Source organism: Xanthomonas sp. DAR 34887, assembly GCF_041245805.1.
GTDB lineage: Bacteria > Pseudomonadota > Gammaproteobacteria > Xanthomonadales > Xanthomonadaceae > Xanthomonas_A > Xanthomonas_A tesorieronis.
On the sequence record NZ_CP162490.1, the window covers coordinates 3,072,678 to 3,088,994 of the forward strand.

General features: G+C 67.6%; 15 protein-coding genes, 2 tRNA genes and 1 pseudogene. 5 read left to right on the top strand and 13 right to left on the bottom strand.

The genetic code is table 11. The features are described 5' to 3' along the window. Window positions 1–145: 145 nt before the first annotated feature. From AB3X08_RS12925 to AB3X08_RS12940, 4 genes and pseudogenes are all read right to left on the bottom strand, one after another. Entirely contained in the window at window positions 146–1,492 is a 1,347-nt protein-coding gene (locus tag AB3X08_RS12925) for a glycosyl hydrolase family 28-related protein (protein WP_369933027.1), read from the bottom strand. 146 nt (window positions 1,493–1,638) lie between these two features. Beyond that, window positions 1,639–1,859, bottom strand: a pseudogene (locus AB3X08_RS12930) (cytochrome c-type biogenesis CcmF C-terminal domain-containing protein); the annotation flags it as partial. A 35-nt stretch (window positions 1,860–1,894) separates the two neighbouring features. Further along, window positions 1,895–2,245, bottom strand: a complete 351-nt coding sequence (locus tag AB3X08_RS12935; RefSeq protein ID WP_369933028.1) for a YciI family protein — start codon at window positions 2,243–2,245, stop codon at window positions 1,895–1,897. After that, on the bottom strand, window positions 2,242–2,868 hold the full coding sequence (locus tag AB3X08_RS12940) for an FMN-dependent NADH-azoreductase (RefSeq protein ID WP_369933029.1): 627 nt from the start codon (window positions 2,866–2,868) through the stop codon (window positions 2,242–2,244). The genes AB3X08_RS12935 and AB3X08_RS12940 overlap by 4 nt, the downstream gene beginning before the upstream one ends. Window positions 2,869–2,996: 128 nt before the next feature. On the opposite strand from AB3X08_RS12940, the gene AB3X08_RS12945 reads away from it, so the two are divergent. The 4 genes from AB3X08_RS12945 to AB3X08_RS12960 all read left to right on the top strand — a co-directional run bounded on the left by AB3X08_RS12945 (window position 2,997) and on the right by AB3X08_RS12960 (window position 5,879). Continuing rightward, window positions 2,997–3,962 (top strand): LysR family transcriptional regulator, encoded by a 966-nt coding sequence (locus AB3X08_RS12945; RefSeq protein ID WP_369933030.1) that lies wholly within the window; start codon window positions 2,997–2,999, stop codon window positions 3,960–3,962. 198 nt (window positions 3,963–4,160) lie between these two features. Beyond that, window positions 4,161–4,236, top strand: a tRNA-Gly gene (locus tag AB3X08_RS12950). A gap of 80 nt (window positions 4,237–4,316) precedes the next feature. Then, window positions 4,317–4,390 (top strand) — tRNA-Cys (locus AB3X08_RS12955). 271 nt (window positions 4,391–4,661) lie between these two features. Beyond that, the gene (locus AB3X08_RS12960) at window positions 4,662–5,879 is read left to right on the top strand and encodes a hypothetical protein (protein ID WP_369933031.1); all 1,218 of its coding nucleotides are present in this window, start codon (window positions 4,662–4,664) and stop codon (window positions 5,877–5,879) included. 407 nt (window positions 5,880–6,286) lie between these two features. Here AB3X08_RS12960 and AB3X08_RS12965 read toward each other — a convergent pair whose 3' ends face one another. Genes AB3X08_RS12965 through AB3X08_RS13000 form a run of 8 tightly spaced genes read right to left on the bottom strand, consistent with a single transcriptional unit; the run spans window position 6,287 to window position 14,129 of the window. Further along, window positions 6,287–7,120, bottom strand: a complete 834-nt coding sequence (locus AB3X08_RS12965; protein WP_369933032.1) for a quinoprotein dehydrogenase-associated putative ABC transporter substrate-binding protein — start codon at window positions 7,118–7,120, stop codon at window positions 6,287–6,289. Next, entirely contained in the window at window positions 7,117–7,992 is an 876-nt protein-coding gene (locus tag AB3X08_RS12970; protein WP_369933034.1) for a cytochrome c oxidase assembly protein, read from the bottom strand. The genes AB3X08_RS12965 and AB3X08_RS12970 overlap by 4 nt, the downstream gene beginning before the upstream one ends. 23 nt (window positions 7,993–8,015) lie before the next feature. Beyond that, a complete protein-coding gene (locus AB3X08_RS12975; protein ID WP_369933035.1) occupies window positions 8,016–8,378 on the bottom strand; it encodes a hypothetical protein in 363 nt (120 codons plus the stop codon). Then, window positions 8,369–8,977, bottom strand: coding sequence for a hypothetical protein (locus AB3X08_RS12980; protein ID WP_369933036.1), 609 nt, complete (start codon window positions 8,975–8,977; stop codon window positions 8,369–8,371). The genes AB3X08_RS12975 and AB3X08_RS12980 overlap by 10 nt, the downstream gene beginning before the upstream one ends. Beyond that, window positions 8,974–10,866 (bottom strand): cytochrome c oxidase subunit I, encoded by a 1,893-nt coding sequence (gene ctaD / locus AB3X08_RS12985; RefSeq protein ID WP_369933037.1) that lies wholly within the window; start codon window positions 10,864–10,866, stop codon window positions 8,974–8,976. Before ctaD ends, AB3X08_RS12980 begins: the two co-directional genes overlap by 4 nt. Next, window positions 10,863–11,861: a cytochrome c oxidase subunit II gene (coxB, locus tag AB3X08_RS12990; RefSeq protein ID WP_369933039.1), complete on the bottom strand. Its 999-nt coding sequence runs from the start codon at window positions 11,859–11,861 to the stop codon at window positions 10,863–10,865. The genes ctaD and coxB overlap by 4 nt, the downstream gene beginning before the upstream one ends. Beyond that, window positions 11,858–12,421: a c-type cytochrome gene (locus AB3X08_RS12995; RefSeq protein ID WP_369933040.1), complete on the bottom strand. Its 564-nt coding sequence runs from the start codon at window positions 12,419–12,421 to the stop codon at window positions 11,858–11,860. The genes coxB and AB3X08_RS12995 overlap by 4 nt, the downstream gene beginning before the upstream one ends. Beyond that, a complete protein-coding gene (locus tag AB3X08_RS13000) occupies window positions 12,399–14,129 on the bottom strand; it encodes a methanol/ethanol family PQQ-dependent dehydrogenase (RefSeq protein WP_369933041.1) in 1,731 nt (576 codons plus the stop codon). The genes AB3X08_RS12995 and AB3X08_RS13000 overlap by 23 nt, the downstream gene beginning before the upstream one ends. A gap of 236 nt (window positions 14,130–14,365) precedes the next feature. On the opposite strand from AB3X08_RS13000, the gene AB3X08_RS13005 reads away from it, so the two are divergent. Continuing rightward, window positions 14,366–15,892, top strand: a complete 1,527-nt coding sequence (locus AB3X08_RS13005) for an FAD-dependent oxidoreductase (protein WP_369933042.1) — start codon at window positions 14,366–14,368, stop codon at window positions 15,890–15,892. Window positions 15,893–15,903: 11 nt separating this feature from the next. On the opposite strand, the gene AB3X08_RS13010 is transcribed toward AB3X08_RS13005, so the two are convergent. Beyond that, complete coding sequence (locus tag AB3X08_RS13010) at window positions 15,904–16,314, bottom strand: hypothetical protein (RefSeq protein ID WP_369933044.1); 411 nt, start codon at window positions 16,312–16,314, stop codon at window positions 15,904–15,906. Window positions 16,315–16,317 lie beyond the last annotated feature (3 nt).

Here is a 16,317-nt window from a genome sequence, read left to right on the forward strand (position 1 = left end):
AAGTCACCCGAAATTATTGTTATTCATCGTAGAACCACTGCAATTCACCAGACACCCCCCTTATAAGAAAAAAAGCGATCAATGCAAAACCAGAGGGCGAACAGCATAGACTCAAGCCCCCCAGGGCCTCACTACTGAATTTGAGTTACACGTTAAAGCTACTTCCAATGCTCATGCTTTGTTTCGGCACATAGCTGTTGCCGGCTCCAGAATTCTGAACATGGAACTGCGAAATGTTGGAGAACGTGCAACCGCTCACATTTACGTTCGCAGAAAGTGATTGCAAAATCATCCCAAAATCGAACTGATCAAATACACACCCGGAAATGCTCACATTTTGAACGTTACAGGTGATCCCACGTACCGCCACCTGTCCAGTCAAAGATCTGAAAATATTCCCAGAGATGACATGGCGTCGCGGAGCATTGACGCCAACATTACTCGTTGGACTATCTAGACTCACGCACCTCGCCCCTGACTCGACAACATTATTGACGGTATCCTGTATGTAAAATAGATTCCCCACTATCACACATTCCGAGACATTAGACGACTTCACACAATTGAAGGCAGCATTTATATGACATCCCTGTACCAATATGAGAGGACGCGCCTCAGCATTCATGCCGTTATCCTTGACAGCACCAAATTTCAGCCCTCCCATTTGCACACCTATCAACTGCAAACCTTCGGCACCTGGAACACCTGCCCCTGGAGCCAATGAGGTGACATTGGAGTACTGCAATACCCCGTAAGTCCCATAGTTGACATTGCAGTTCACCACACTGCAATTAATTGAATAGCCAGCACTAAAAATCCCACACCACATATCCTGGGTATTGAAGTGCCCATTGATAGAACTATTCGTAATAATAACATTATTGCAATTGTTTAGATATATTCCACAATTCCAAAAATGTGAAAATCCAGACTGACCCCTCAAATTAACTTGATCGATCGAAACGGACGGATACGGCGAGCCTTGACTTACATTACTTGGGTTTACATAGATGGCCGTCTTCGTCGGCGAAGAATACCCACCAGCAATTGTGGAATTCAAAGTAAGCAGCGTTAAATTCGAAACATTCACACCCACATAATCAGGCCCACCACCAGGGGCAGAAAAAGTAAAAGAAAACCCACTAAGAGCATCAGCACCCCAGAGAATTCGAGAGTTATGCCGATCTTCCCCGGCGATCGTGATCGACGAATTTGCAATTACCAGCATCTCAGACAAATAATAAGTTCTTGCTGGAATATACAACGTGCCACCAGTTGGCCTTGTGGCCAAATAGGCCACCGCCTTCTGGAAGGCAAAAATATCATCAGCAACCCCATCGCCGATCGCACCAAAATCTTCAGGAGTTACTCTTTCTCGTGCTTTATCGAGCAACGTTCGAGCGATAGCTCCGCTGCCAGCCTGCTGGAATGCCACTAGGCCCGCTCCTTTTGCGGGATCGGCAAGATCGGTCCTTAGGAGCTCGTCCGTCATAATTTTCCTCATTTGGGGTAACGAAAGGCACGGCCAAGATCACATGGTCTGATCGCAAGGATTGCGATTTATCTCCAAGAACAGGGCGCCGAACACGATAGCCGCGAGCGGCAGGCAGCGGGGAGCGGGAGCGGACATCGGGATTTCTCCGCGGAACGACGGAAACGCCGGTCGCCGGCGGTGACGAAGCCACCCAGCGCCATCAGCGCCGGGCCGAGCCAGATCCAGCGAGCGAACGGTTTGACATGCAGGTGCATCGCCCAGGCGTCGCCGCCCAGCGGTTCGTCCAATGCGATATAGACGTCGCCGAACAGGCCAGGAATGGCAGGAATGGGATGGCGGCCTCGCTCAGACTCTGCCCGCGGCTAATGCGTGGCGGCGGGTTCGGCCGGCTGGCGCGAATCAGGCGGCGATCGCCTTGGCATGCGCGGCCCATGTCGCGGAAAAGGCGTCCGCGCGCAGCGCCGGTTCGAAAGTCTCGACCGAGACGCCGACCAGGCCATGGCTCACGAACGGATACTGCGCAAGCATCGCGTCCACCTCCGCGCGGCTGGCGCCATGCGCCAGCACGACGCCGCCGCTATGGTCCTCGCGTGGGCCGGCGACCAGGATGCGGCCGCTACTGCAGTGATCGGCCAGCCACTGCCGGTGCGCCTGCAGATGCGCGTTCACCTCTTCGATCGGCCGGACGTACGTCAACGTGATGATGTAGAGCATGGGAACCTCTTGGAATGAAAGAATGGAGGCGATCACTTGCGCAGCGCCGCGCGCACCGCATCGCCGATCGCGGCCTGCGCCAGTTGCAGGGAGCGCGCGCTGGCCTCCGGCCCCTTGGACAGGCTTTCCGCGCGCACGAAGTGCACGTCGCCGATGCCCATGAAGCCGAACGTGGCCGTGAGGTAGCGCTCCTGGAAATCGAGCGCGGCCATCGGCCCCTCGGTATACACACCGCCACGCGTGGACACGACGATGACGCGCTTGTCGCCGGCCAGGCCGATCGGGCCGGTCGGCGTGTACTTGAACGTGCGGCCAGGCTGCACGACGCGATCGATCCAGGCCTTGAGCTGGCTGGACACCGAGAAGTTGTACATCGGCGCCCCGATCACCACGACGTCGCTGGCCAGCAATTCGCCGACCAGTGTCTCGGACAGGACGTGTTCGCGCACCGTGTCGGCATCGAAGCCTTCGTGCCCGAGCGGGCGGAATCCGGCGGCGATGGGGCCGGACAGATGCGCGATCGGCTCGGCGACCAGGTCGCGGTAGACGATCCGTGCGGCCGGAACCGCGGCGCGCAGTTGCTCCGCGACACACGCGCTCAACGCGCGGGACGCCGAGGCGGAGGCGAGGATGCTGGAATCGAGATGCAGGATGCGCATGGGTCACTTCATGGGTTGTCAGCGGTGGAAGAAGTCTTGCAAGTGCCGCTTTGTCGCACTAGGCAGGCGCTTCGTGACTCTTTGTCACGCCTGATGGGACAATGCAGACCCGATGAGAGGAATGCCGGATGGACGACCTGAATGACTTCGCCCTGTTCGCCGCGGTGGTCGTGCATGGCAACTTTTCCGCCGCCGGACGCGCCCTGGGCTTCCCCAAGTCCAAGGTCAGCAGGCGCATCGGCGAACTGGAACGGCGGCTCGGCGTACGCCTGCTGCAGCGCTCCACGCGCGCGGTGGCCTTGACCGAAGTGGGCGCGGAGTTCTTCAAGCATTGCGACAGCATCACCCGCTCGGTGAAGTCCGCACTGGAGGTCGCCGAACGCGCGACCCAGCGCCCGTCCGGACGCATCCGGGTCAGTTGCCCTGTGGGCGTTGCGTACCTCTTCCTGTCCTCGCTGCTGCCCCGCTTCCTTGCCGCCGAACCGGACGTGCAGATCGAGCTGGAACTGACCAGCCGCCGTGTCGACGTGATCGCGGAAGGATTCGACATCGCGCTGCGCGTGCGCTCCACCCTGGAAGATTCCGATCTGGTGGTGCGCAACTTCGGCGACAGCCAGCAACTGCTGGTGGCCAGCGCCGCATTTCTCGCCAACCACGGCCCCTTTCCCAGCCTGGAATCGCTGCAAGGCGTGGCCGGTGCCGGCCCGAAAGGCACGCACGGGCAGCCGCCCCGATGGAAACTCAGCGCCGCCGACGGCACGGTCGCGTCCATCGACTATCGCGCCGTCCTGGTCACCGACGACATCCACCTTCTCTACGACGCGGCGCTGGCCGGCCTGGGCGTGGCACAGCTCCCCATCGATCTGTGCCAGGACGCGATCGACGCAGGGCGCCTGGTCGCCCTGCTGCCGGAACACCGGCTCGCAGCGCACCGCTTGCATGCCGTCTATCCCTCGCGCCGGGGCATGGTCCCGGCGGTACGCGCGTTCATCGACTATCTAACGCTCGAACTGCCCAGCGCCATGGTGTCCGCCGGCCAGTACCGGGCGCAGATCGAGCCGAACGCAACGCCGGGAGCGGCGGCCAAGGCATAAGGCTCGGCCACGCGCATGGCGGCAGAGCAAAAACGCGATTTGCGGCGAGGCGCGCAAGAGGCCGCCGACGGATGTGCGAAGCCGCTGCCGCATCCATGCACAGGCACGCCGCCACGCCGACTCGCCGCCGCCGCACGATTTTTTTTGTCGGCGGGCTGGCGCAACCGGTCGGAGGACTGTAGAATGCCGGGCTCCCAAGCGGGAATAGCTCAGTTGGTAGAGCGCAACCTTGCCAAGGTTGAGGTCGCGAGTTCGAGTCTCGTTTCCCGCTCCAGATTCAGACAGAGCCCCGTCAGCGGGGCTTTGTTTTGTCGGACACCGCTGCTGGCGGTTTCGGCTAGAATTCAGTCCACCGGCCTGGTGGCAGAGTGGTTATGCAGCGGACTGCAAATCCGCGTACGCCGGTTCAATTCCGACCCAGGCCTCCATCTGCACTGCGACGCCCGGTAGATCCACGATCTGCCGGGCGTTTGCGTTTGTGCGGCAGCTCCACTGAAGAAGCCGCCGCAACGCGATCGGGTCCGCGGTGCCGGCAACATTCGCGGACTGGAATCTCCACCACAGCGCCCCGCCCATCGGGGTAGACAAGTGCCTGGACGCGCGCGCGTCGCGGTGTACCTGTCCATTCCCTGCCCTAGCATCGCAGCGACACCACACCGGGAGATCGCCATGCATCGATGGACACGCTGGAGCGGCGCAGTGATTTGTTTGGCCGCGGCCGGCGCCGCGCAGGCGCAATCCTGCCGGCTGCAGACGCAGACGCTGGACTTGCCGCTGGTCTCCAAGAACATGCCGAAATACGCCTACCAGGTGCGGGTCCAGGTCGGCACGCCGCCGGCGTCGGCGAATGTCGCCGCCGCCAGTCAGGTCCTGGAAGTGGATACCGGCTCCACCGGCGTGGTCGTGCCGCTGAGCCCGGCAATCCAGCCCGCCTGGGACGCCTCGACCAAGCTCGGCTACATCTTCTACTCCAGCAACAGCCAGTACCACCCCGGCAAGTACGTGCAGGTGCCGATGCGACTCGGCGTGTCGGCCGACGGCAAGCGCGCCGCGGCGCGCATCGATTCGATCGAGGTCCTGGCCGCGCAATGCAGCTGCGGCGTCGCCGCGATTGCGAAGGGAACGCCACCGTCCTCGGTGAAGACGCTGAGCCAGGCGCCGGACAGCTGCGCCGCCTACGACAACACCCTGGCACTGGGCAGCGGCGGCAAACAGACGCTGCAGCACTGCACGACCATCGCGCCCGACTTCGGCATGATGGGCGTGGGCTACGACCGCGGCGTGGCGGCGGCGCGCAATCCGTTCCTCAACCTCACCCAGATGCAGGCCGGCAGCATGAGCCCGGGCTACATCGTCAGCGCATCCGGCATCACGCTGGGCGTCAGCAAGCAGGCGCTGCAAGGCTTCTCGATGATCCCGCTGCAGCGCGCCGCGGCCAGCACAGGCACCGGCGCCGACTGGCAGGCGCCGAACGCGTGCGCCAGCTTCCCGGCCAGCGGCAGCGATTACCAGGTCTGCGGCAAACTGCTGCCGGATACCGGCATCAGCTACATGATGCTGACCCCGACCAGGCAACCGCCCGTCCCCGACCAGTTGCAGCAGAAGATCAGTACGCCGGCGACCCCTTCAAGCACGGCGTCCGGCCACGCCACCAGCACCACGTCGCTGGTGGTGCCGGATGCGACGCAGATGACGCTCGCCATCGGCCCGGCCGGGCATCCGGTCTTCAGCTACGACTTCAAGGTCGGCGGCGCCACGCCGGCGACGCCGGATAGCGTGCAATGGCGCGGCCCGCTCGACGTACCGCCGGCGCACATCAACAGCGGCCGCCACATACTCGCCGCGGCGGACTACGCCTACGACGCCGCCTGCGGACATGCGGGCTTTCGCCCGGTGCCGGCGCCGACCGTTCCCTGACCCTCGGACGAGCGGCATGGGCGCAAATGCCACGCTGCCGGCGCCGTCGCCGCTACGCCTACGTCATCGCGCACGGACGTGCCGGCGTCCAGCGACGTGCGCGGGCGAGTGAACGCATGCAGCGTCCGGTGCAAGGCGCCAGCCGGAGGCGGAAACACGCGGCAACCGTGGCATGGGAGCACGCAGCCCTGCTCGCCACGCCGCCTGGCGGCGGCATGACGACGCCGTCCGGCCAGCTCTGCGTCCATCCTGGCGCGCCGGCGGCGATCGCGCCACGCATGGTCGTTCGCGCCGCGTGCGCAGCATCGGCGCCGCAGCATCAAGGTCGGCATAATCGGCTCCGGCTCTACGCGAGGTATCGACCGGTATCGCCACGCCGCGCAGCGCGGCTCCCGTCGCGACGCCGCTCATCGCGTCGGTGTCGCCGCCCCGGCGGCGTCTGCCGGCTCTACCGGTACCTGATAATCGCGCAGCAACCGGGCAATGTCCTCGGTGTGGCGTTGCAGTGCGGCGTCGAGCTCGCGCCGCAACGCCTCATCGCCGCGACGCACGCCGATCGCGATGGCGAAGCGCATCGGTGCCTGCGCGCCGTCCTGGGCGAACGCCACCGGCGTCACCTGCAGCGCCTGGCCATGGCGCGCGGAGAAGTAGCCGGCCGTCGGCCCCCACACCACCGCCACGTCGATGCGCCCGGTGGCGACCGCGTCGACGATCTGCGCCTGCGGTGCGTGCTGCGCATAGTCGCCGTAGACCATGAAACCGCGCAGCTGCGGGGCCAGGCCGCGTTGCGCCAACGCATGCGCCGGCGGCGGATTGGCCCCGTCGTCGCCGACCAGTTGCACGCCGATGCTGGCATTACGCAGGCGCGGATCGTCGAACCAGGCGACGCCGGCCCAGCGGCTGCCGCGGCGTGCGACGAAGGCGTAGCGCGTGGTGTAGTACGGCCGAGTGGTGGCCACGGCATCGGACCCGCTTGCGATACCGGGAACGATGTCGCACCGCCCGGCACCGAGCGTATTGCGCAGCGCGCCGCGCCGCTGCGGCCACCAGGTGTAGCGAAGCTCGGCGCCAAGGTCGCGCGCCAGCAGTTGCATCAGGCGATTCTCCAGGCCGCTCAGGTCCCGGTCGGAAAACGGCAGGTTGTTGGGATCGGCGCAGACGCGCAACTCGCGCGCCGACAGCGTCGGCAGCGCCAGCAGGCAGGCCAAGCCGAGCGACAGCGCGTGCCGGCGCGCCGTCACGTCGGCGCCTGCGCCGCATCGCCGCCGGCCAGCCCGCGCGCCAGCAGCGCGATGCCGGCAGCCGCGTGGACCAGGCCGCCCGGCACCCACATCAGCAGGCCGGCCAGCTGCTGGTCCTCTGCCGGGCTGAGCCCGAACGCATCCAGCCCCAGCGCGCTGTAGCCGGCATACCAGAGCCCGCGCGAGAACGCCATCAACGCGCCCAGCGCGCCGCTGACCAGCGAGGTGAAGAACAGGCAGCCGACCGCGACACCGATGCGCCGCGCCCTGCCCTGCAACATCGCCCACCAGAACAGCAGCGCCGACAGCAGGAAGCACACGTGCTGCACCACATGCCAGCCTCGCTGCGCCAGTGCCAGGTCGAATGCCGGCGGCGCGTGCCACAGCCACAGCACCGCCGCCTGCACCACGGTGGCCAGCAGCGGCGCGGTGGCCGCGCGCCACAACACCAAGAGCGTGCGCCGCTGCCCGCAGCGCGCCAGCCAGCGCCGCGCGGGCCGCGGGAACGCCCACAGCCACACGCCCAGCGGGCGCGACAGCACCAGCAGCGGCGCCGCCGCCAGCATCAGCACCTCGTGTTCGAGCATGTGCGCGGCGAACGAGCGCTCGCCGGCCGCATGCAGCGGCGTCACCAGCGCGGCCGCCAACAGCAGCCAACCGCTGGCGAACGCCCAGGCACGGCGCCGCGCTGCCGCGCTGCGCAGGCTGCGCCGCGATAGCCGCCAATGGCCGATCGCGTACAGCGACAGGCTCAGCGACAACGGCAGCACGATCCACGGATCGAACGTCCATGGCAGCGTGTCGGCCCCTGGCGGCGCATGCGCCTGCGCCGCGAACGCGAATGCCGTGCCGGCCGCAGCGGCGATGCGCATGATGCGCGTCGGGCACGCAGCGCTCACGGACACGACGGTACCAGCCAGGTCGCCAGCGTCTGCCACAGCACCGCCACCGCCAGCAGTGCCGCAACCATCCAGCCCAGGTGCACGATGAAACGCCGGTTCGACGCGATCGGCGAGGCGGCGGCATCGTCTCCGGCCGCGTAGTGCGGCAGCGAGCGCCACGAGACCCAGCAACCGGCGGCCATCAACGCCAGCACCGCGAGCGCCAGCGCCGCGCCTAGCGGGCCGGAGCCCCACTCGCAGCGGAAGCGCAGCAGGTCCGACAGCACCTGGTGATGCAGCGCTTCGCCGGCCATGGCCGCCAGCAACGCGGCCCATGGCGCGATTCGGCTGCGCGGGCGTGGCGCGTTCACAGCCATCGCGGCGTCCAGTAGATGACCAGGTACAGGCCCGCTCCGCTCCACACGATGAAATGCCAGTACAGCGCGTTGTCGGCAACGTCGGCATAGCGGCGGCCGTCCATGTGCTTGCACCAGCTCAGGGCCGCCAGCACCATGCTGTCGAACACGTCGGTGATGGCGTGGAAGGTGTGCAGGACCAGCAACGCCCAGACGATGGAGCCGTAGGCGTTGCGGTCCCAGCGCACGTTCAGCGCATGCAGTTCGAAACCGCGCAGCGCCAGCATCAGCAGGCCGAGCAGCACCATCAGCACCAAGCCCCAACGCACCGCGTGCAGCCGCTGCGCTTTAGCCATGCGCCCGACCAGGTAATTGGGCACTTCGCTGCACAGGCCGGTCAGCACGAAGGCGGTGGCCCAGCCCAGCGGTGGCGGCGACGCGTCAGGCGGCCAGCGCACCTCGTTGTGCAGCAGGTAGTAGTAAGCGCCGATCGCGAGCACGAAGCCCATGCCTTCGATCAGGACGAAGCCGATGACGCCCCACCAACCGACGCTGGTCGGCCCGAACGCGTAGTCCGGCAGCCCCGCGACATCGCCGATCGGGCGCAGCGCGCGGCTCACGCATCGCCTCCCAGGCTGGGCTCGGAGCGCTTGGGCCAGAACCAGGCGGTCATCGCCACCGCCACCGGAATCGCGCCCCACACCACGCCCCATTGGTCGAAGATCGACCACACGAACACCAGGGTCAGCGCCAGCGCGGACCACAGCGGCCATGGGGTCGGATCGGGCATCGCCCAGCGGTTCGCCGGCACGGCGTCCACCGGCGTGGTCAGCAGCACTTCGCGGCGATCGCTGCGCACGCCGCTGAGCACCGGCAGGTCCGCGCTCGGCGTGCCTGCGGCATCGGCCCACAGCGGATGCCGGCTGGACACGGCCGGCACCGCGGCGAAGTTGTACGCCGGCGGCGGGCTGGCGGTGGCCCAGCTCAGGTCCGGCGCCTGCCATGGATCGTCCGGCGCCGCTTCGCCGCGGCGCAGCGCACGCGCGATGTTGACCAGCATCAGCACGAAGCTCAGCGCGATCACGTATGCGCCGATGCTGGACATCAGGTTGTACGCGTCCCAGCCCAGTCCGCGCGGATAGGTGTAGACCCGCCGCGGCATGCCGAGCAGGCCGAGGTAGTGCATCGGAAAGAACGTCAGGTTGAAGCCGGCGAACAGCAGCCAGAACTGCCAGCGGCCCAGGCGCTCGCTCAGCAGCCGCCCGGCGATCTTCGGGAACCAGAAGTACACCGCGCCCAGCAGCGGGAACAGGGCGCCGCCGATCAGCACGTAGTGGAAGTGCGCGACCACGAAATAGGTATCGTGCACCTGCAGGTCCAGCGGCACCGAGGCCAGCATCACCCCGCTCAGCCCGCCGAGCACGAACAGCGCGAAGAAGCCCAGCACGAACAGCAACGGCACCGCCAGCCGCGGCCGGCCGGTGGCCAGGGTCGCGATCCAGCAGAAGATCTGGATGCCGCTGGGCACCGCGATCAGCATGCTGGCGGCGGTGTAGAAGCTGTTTCCCAGCGGCGGCAGGCCGGCGGCGAACATGTGGTGCACCCACAGCCCGAAGGCCAGGAAGCCGGTCGCCACCAGCGCCAGCACCATCGGCGTGTAACCGAAGATCGGCCGCCGCGCGAACGTCTCGACGATGCTGGAGATCATCCCCAGCGCCGGCATGAAGATGATGTAGACCTCCGGGTGGCCGAAGAACCAGAACAGGTGCTGCCACAGCAGCGGGTCGCCGCCCTCGGCGGCGTTGTAGAACTGGGTGCCGACCAGACGGTCGGTGATCAGGAAGGTGCTGGCCAGCATCACCGAGGGCATCGCGAAGATCACCATCAGGCTGGTCACCAGCATCGACCAGACGAACAGCGGCATCCGCGCCAGGGTCATGCCCGGCGCGCGCTGGGTCATGATCGTGGCCACCAGTTCCACCGCCACGCACAGCCCGGCGACTTCGGTGAAGGTGATCATCTGCGCCCAGAAGTCGGTGCGCTTGCCCGGCGAGAAATCCGACGACGCCAGCGGCACGTAGCCGGTCCAGCCCGCTTCCGGGCCGACGTCGAACACGAACGCGGCGAAGATCATGATTCCGCCGAACAGGTAGACCCAGTAGCTGAAGGCGTTGAGCCGCGGGAAGGCGATGTTGCGCGTGCCCAGCATCAGCGGCACCACGTACACCGCCACCGCTTCCATGATCGGCACCGCGAACAGGAACATCATCGCCGAGCCGTGCAGCGAGAACATCTGGTTGTAGCGGTCCGGACCGATCAGGCGCAGCTCGGGATACGCCAGTTGCGCACGCATCAACAGCGCCAGCACGCCGGCCAGCAGGAAGAACACGAAGGCGGTGGCGATGTAGCGGCGCGCCACGCGCTTGTGGTCGACCGTGCTCAGCCAGCCGACCAGCCCCGGGCGGTCGGCCCAGCTGCGCTGCAACTGCTCGTGCTGGGCGGCGTTCATTGCAACCCCATCAGGTAGTCGAGCAGCAGCTCGCGGTCGCGCGGGTCCAGCGGCACTTGCGGCATCTGGTTGCCGGGCTTGGCGTGCTGCGGATCGGCCAGCCAGTCGCGCAGCGCCTCGCGCCGCATCGGCAGCGCGCCGGCGCCGAGCGTGCGGCGGCTGGCCAGATGAGTCAGGTCCGGGCCGAGCCGGCTCGCGGCGGTGGTGCCGCGCACGGCATGGCAGGACGCGCACGCGCTGCCCAGGAACAGCTGGGCGCCGCGCTGCGCGGATCCCGCGTGCGGCGCAGGCGCCGGCGCCAGCTGCCGCGCGCGCCAGGCGGCGAAGCCGGCCGCGTCCAGCACTTCCACGTCCAGCGCCATCTGCGCGTGCTGCAGGCCGCAGAATTCGGCGCATTGGCCACGGTAGCGCCCGGCCCGGCGCGGAGTGATCCATACCGCGTTGCTGTAGCCCGGAATCAGGTCTTCCTTGCCGCTCAGCGCGGGCACCCAGAAGCTGTGGATCACGTCGCCCGAACGCAGTTCGATGTGCGCGGTGCGATCGCGCGGCAGGCGCAGTTCGTTGGCGGTGCTGAACTGCTGATCCGGCTGCGGCGACAGATACTCGACCTGCCACCACCACTGCTTGGCGGTGACGCGGATCTCTAGGTCGGCGTGGCCACCGTGCAGGCGCCGGTCGGCAAGGAAGCTGGCCGCGACGAACCAGCTGAGCAGGCCCACCACCAGCACCACCCAGGCCGCCAGCGCCCGCGCCAGCAGCGGATCGTGCGTACGCCCCTCCCGTTGCGCGGCGCGGCGCCGGCGCCAGATCGCCCATGCCAACGCTGCGATCACCGCTACGTAGATGGCACTGCAGACCCACAGCATCAGCGTCCACACCTGGTCGATCGCGCGCGACTGGTCGGCCGCCGCCTGCAGCGAGGACTGCACGCCGTTGCCGGCGCAGCCGGCCAGCAACGCCACGAGCGGCAGCAGGCGGACGGCGCGGGCGGTCATTGCGGCGGCGGTTGCTGCGCGGAGGCGTCGCCCGGCTGCGTGGGCTGCGCCGGCAGTTGGGTCAGCGGCGGCGTCGCGCTCAGCGCATCGCGCCGGCTCGGCGCTGCGGCCTTGGAGACGTTGCCGGCCAGCGCGCTGACATAGGCGGCCAGTTGCCAGGCCTGCTCGTCGGTCAGCTTACCGCGCCACGCCGGCATGCCGTTCGGGCGGCCATCGACGATGCTGGCGTGGATCTGCTCGATACTGCCGCCGTAGCGCCACTGCGCATCCATCAACGCCGGACCGATCGCGCCGCCGCCGGCGCCATGGCAGCCGTTGCAGTTGTAGCTGCGGAACAGCCGGCCGCCCTGGCCGATATGGAAGGCGTTGTCCTGGTAATGGCGGCCGAGCGCGGTCGGCGCCGGCGCAAGCGGCGCACCGCCGGGCTGGAAACTGGTCAGCGCCGGCTGCGGGTTGCTGCCGGCCGGAGTGCTGTGATACTCGCGCCGCTCGCGCTCGCAACCGCTCGCGCCGGCGAGCAGTGCCGCCAGCACCACGCTAGCGAGGCAACGCGAACACATACAGCGTGCCCCCGGCATTGCTGCGCTGCTTCAGGTCGCCCACCGCGCTGGCCCAGCCGCCGCCGGCAGTGGCATCGCGCGGGTCGAGGTTGTTGACCACGATGGCCCCGGCCCAGCCGCCGACACCCGACAGCACCGCCACGTACTGGCGCCCGTCCGGGCCGCGGTAGCTGACCGGCTGGCCGATGATTCCCGAGTCGGTCTTGAACTGCCACAGGGTCTTGCCGCTGCGCGCGTCCACCGCCTTGAACCAGCCGTCCATGGTGCCGTAGAACACCAGGTCGCCGGCCGTGGCCAGTGCGCCGCTCCACACCGGCAGGTCCTCCTTGACCTGCCAGGCGATTCGCCGCGCCTGCGGATCCCACGCGGTGAACGCGCCGCGGTTGCCGCCAGGTCCGGCGTACATGCGCGACTCGGCGCCCAGGTACGGCGTGCCGGCGATGTAGTTGACCTCGCTGGCCAGCCAGTCCATGCACAGGTTGTTGTGCGGGATGTAGACCAGGCCGGTACGCGGCGAAAATGCCGAGGGGTTCCAGTCCTTCATCCCGGTCGAAGCCGGGCACACCTGCCGCACCGCCTTGCCGTTGCGCGGCTGCCGGTCGGCCACGTAGTGCGGGCGGCCACTGCGCAGGTCGATGCGGTCGATCGCGGTGACCGGGCCGAACGCGTCGGCCGACAACACCTCGCCGCTGGCGCGGTCCAGCACGTAGACGAAGCCGTTGCGTTCCGGCCGCACCAGCACCTTGCGCGGCTTGCCGGCGATGGACAGCTCCAGCAGCAGGCTCTCGTTGATCGCGTCGTAGTCGAACAGGTCGTGCGGGCTGAATTGGTAGAACCAGCGCGCCTGGCCGTCGTCGGGATCGCGCGCGAACACGCCGGCGGTCCACTTGTTGTCGCCTGGCCGCTGTTCGGCATTCCATGGACCAGGGTTGCCGGTGCCATAGAAGATCAGGTCCAGTTCCGGATCGTAGGAAATCCAGCCCCACACGGTGCCGCCGCCGAGCCGCCAGGCGTCGCTGGGCCAGCTGCGCACGCCCAGGTCCTTGCCGCGATCGCTGGCATAGTGCGGGCGGAACCCGGGGCCGATCAGCACGTCGCTGTCGGGTCCGGTGCTGTACGCCCTCCACAGCAGCTTGCCGGTCTGCGCGTCCAGCGCCGCCAGCCAACCGCGCACGCCGAATTCGCCGCCGGAATTGCCGACCAGCACCTTGTCCTTGACCACCAGCGGGGCCATGGTCAGGGTCTCGCCGAGGTTGATGTCGGCGAGCTTGCGCTCCCACAGCAGCGCGCCGGACGCCGCGTCCAGCGCCAGCGTGCGTCCGTCGAGCGTGTTGAAGATCAGCTTGCCGCGCCAGTACACGCCGCCGCGATTGACCACGTCGCAGCAGGCCACGCCCTGCGCCGCCGGCAACTGCGGCGGCTGGTACTTCCATTTCAGCGGCGCGCCGGGCTTGCTCAGGTCCAGTGCGAACACCACGTTCGGGTACGGCGTGACCACGTACATGGTGTCGCCGACCACGATGGGCGCCGCTTCCTGACCGCGGTTGATCCCGGTGGAGAAGGTGAACTCGACCCGCAATTGCGCCACGTTGCCGGTGCTGATCGATTGCAAGGGGCTGAAGCGGGTATTGGCGTAGTCCAGCGACGGCATCGGCCAGTCGCCGTCACCCTGCGCGTGGAGCGTCGCACTGAAGAGTGCCGCCACCACCAACGCCATCCAGCGACAATGCAACCAAGCGCGCATTTCGAGTCCCGGGAAACCGATCGCGGCCGACATTAGTCCCGCCGATGTGAAGGACATTTCAAGCAAATGCCGCGCTCGTGTCGCCTGCGTCCAGCGGTCGGGAACGCCGTGTGTGCATTGCCACGCGCATGACCCGGCGCTGACGCGGAACTCACTTCCGCTGCGTATCGTGGATCGGCAATTGGCCTAGGAATTTCCGCATGTCCAGCGCACGCACCCTGCCCGTCTGGTCGCTCGGCAGCGACCCCACCGCACGCTTCGCACGGCCGCCGACCGCGGCCCAGGACGTGATCGTCATCGGCGCCGGCGTGGCCGGCTTGACCACCGCATTGCTGTGCGCGCAGCGCGGGCGCCAGGTGCTGGTGATCGACCGTGGCGGCATCGGCCAAGGCGAATCGCTGCGCACCACCGCGCATCTCGCGTCGGCGCTGGACGATCGCTATTACGCGCTGGCCGAATTGCACGGCGAACACGGCGCGCGCATGGCCGCCGCCAGCCACGCCGAGGCGATCGACTGGATCGAGGATTTCGTCGCCGCCACGCCCGAACGCTGCGGCTTCCGCCGCGTGCCCGGCTACCTGTTCGCGCACGACGGCAACCCCGACCGCCTGCGCAAGGAAGCCGACGCCGCAGCCGCCGCAGGCCTGGGCGTGGCGTTTCTGGACGGCGGCATCCCTGGACTGCCGCAACTCGGCGCCGCATTGCGTTTCGACGACCAGGCGCGCATCGACATGGGCCGCTTCCTGGACGCGCTGGCCGACGCCGCGCTAGCGCAGGGCGTGCGCTTCTGCCTGGGCGAGGCGACCGCCGTGGACGGTGGCGCGCAAGCGCGCGTTACCCTGGCCACCGGACAGGTGCTGCACGCCAACGCCGCGGTGATCGCCAGCAACGTGCCGTTCCACGAGCGCGTGGCCATCCACACCAAGCAGGCGCCGTACCGCAGCTACGTCGTCGCCGGACCGATCGCCGACGGTGCCCTGCCCGATGCGCTGATCTGGGACGACGGCGATCCCTACCACTACGTGCGCCTGACCGAGGACCGCGAACACGGCGGCATGCTCGCCATCATCGGCGGCGAGGACCACAAGACCGGCCAGAGCGACGATCCGCAGGCCTACGTGCGTCTGCAGCATTGGGCCGACACGCTGCTGCCCGGCGTCACCCGCTATACCCATGGCTGGTCCGGGCAGGTGCTGGAACCGAGCGATGGGCTGGCCTACATCGGTGCCGATCCGGGCGGCGAGGACAACGTGTTCGTCGTCACCGGCGATTCCGGCAACGGCGTCACCCACGGCGTGATCGCCGGGCTACTGCTCTCCGATCTGCTGGAAGGCCGCGACAACTCATGGCACGCGCTCTACGACCCGCGCCGCAAGCCGCTGCGCGGCGGCAGCGAGTGGCTGCGCGAGAACGCCAACGTCGCCGTGCAATACCGCGACTGGATCGCGCCCGGCCAGGCGTCGGGCGTGGACGAACTGGCACGCGGCGAAGGCGCGGTGCTGCGCCGCGGCGTGCACCGGGTGGCGGTCTATCGCAACGGCGAAGGCGCGTTGCATGCGTTCAATGCACGCTGCCCGCACATGGGCTGCGCGGTGCGCTGGAGCCCGCAGGAGAAGTCGTGGGATTGCCCCTGCCATGGCTCGCGTTTCGCCGCCGACAGCGGCGCGGTGCTCAATGGACCAGCCAGCGAAGCGCTGGCGCCGTTCCCGTGGCCACAGAACGCATGAGCCCCGCGCGCTCAGCGCCGCGGCGCGCTGCGGCCTTTGCCATGCAACAGCCAGTGCGCCGCCGCCAGTCCGACCGCGAAGGCGGCATAGGTCGCGACCATGCCCGATGCCGACAGGTGCCGGTCGAACCCGGGCGTGAGCCGGCGCGGCACCACGTGGTAGTCCACCGCATAGGCCGCGCTGGCGACGGCGGCGGCGGTGGCGGCGATGCGCGCCGGCGCGTGAGTGGCGCGGGTGGCGCGATCGAACACGCCGGCCCACAGCAACGAACTGGCATGGTGGATCGCGTAGCCGACCGCGGTGTAGCGCGCGCTCGGCGTGTGACGGCGCTTGGCGCGTTCGCCCCACAGCCAATGGCTGGTCGCATTGGCCCCGCTGCTGAGCGCGCCGGTACGGCGCCGCGCCAGCGCCGCGACGACCACGGT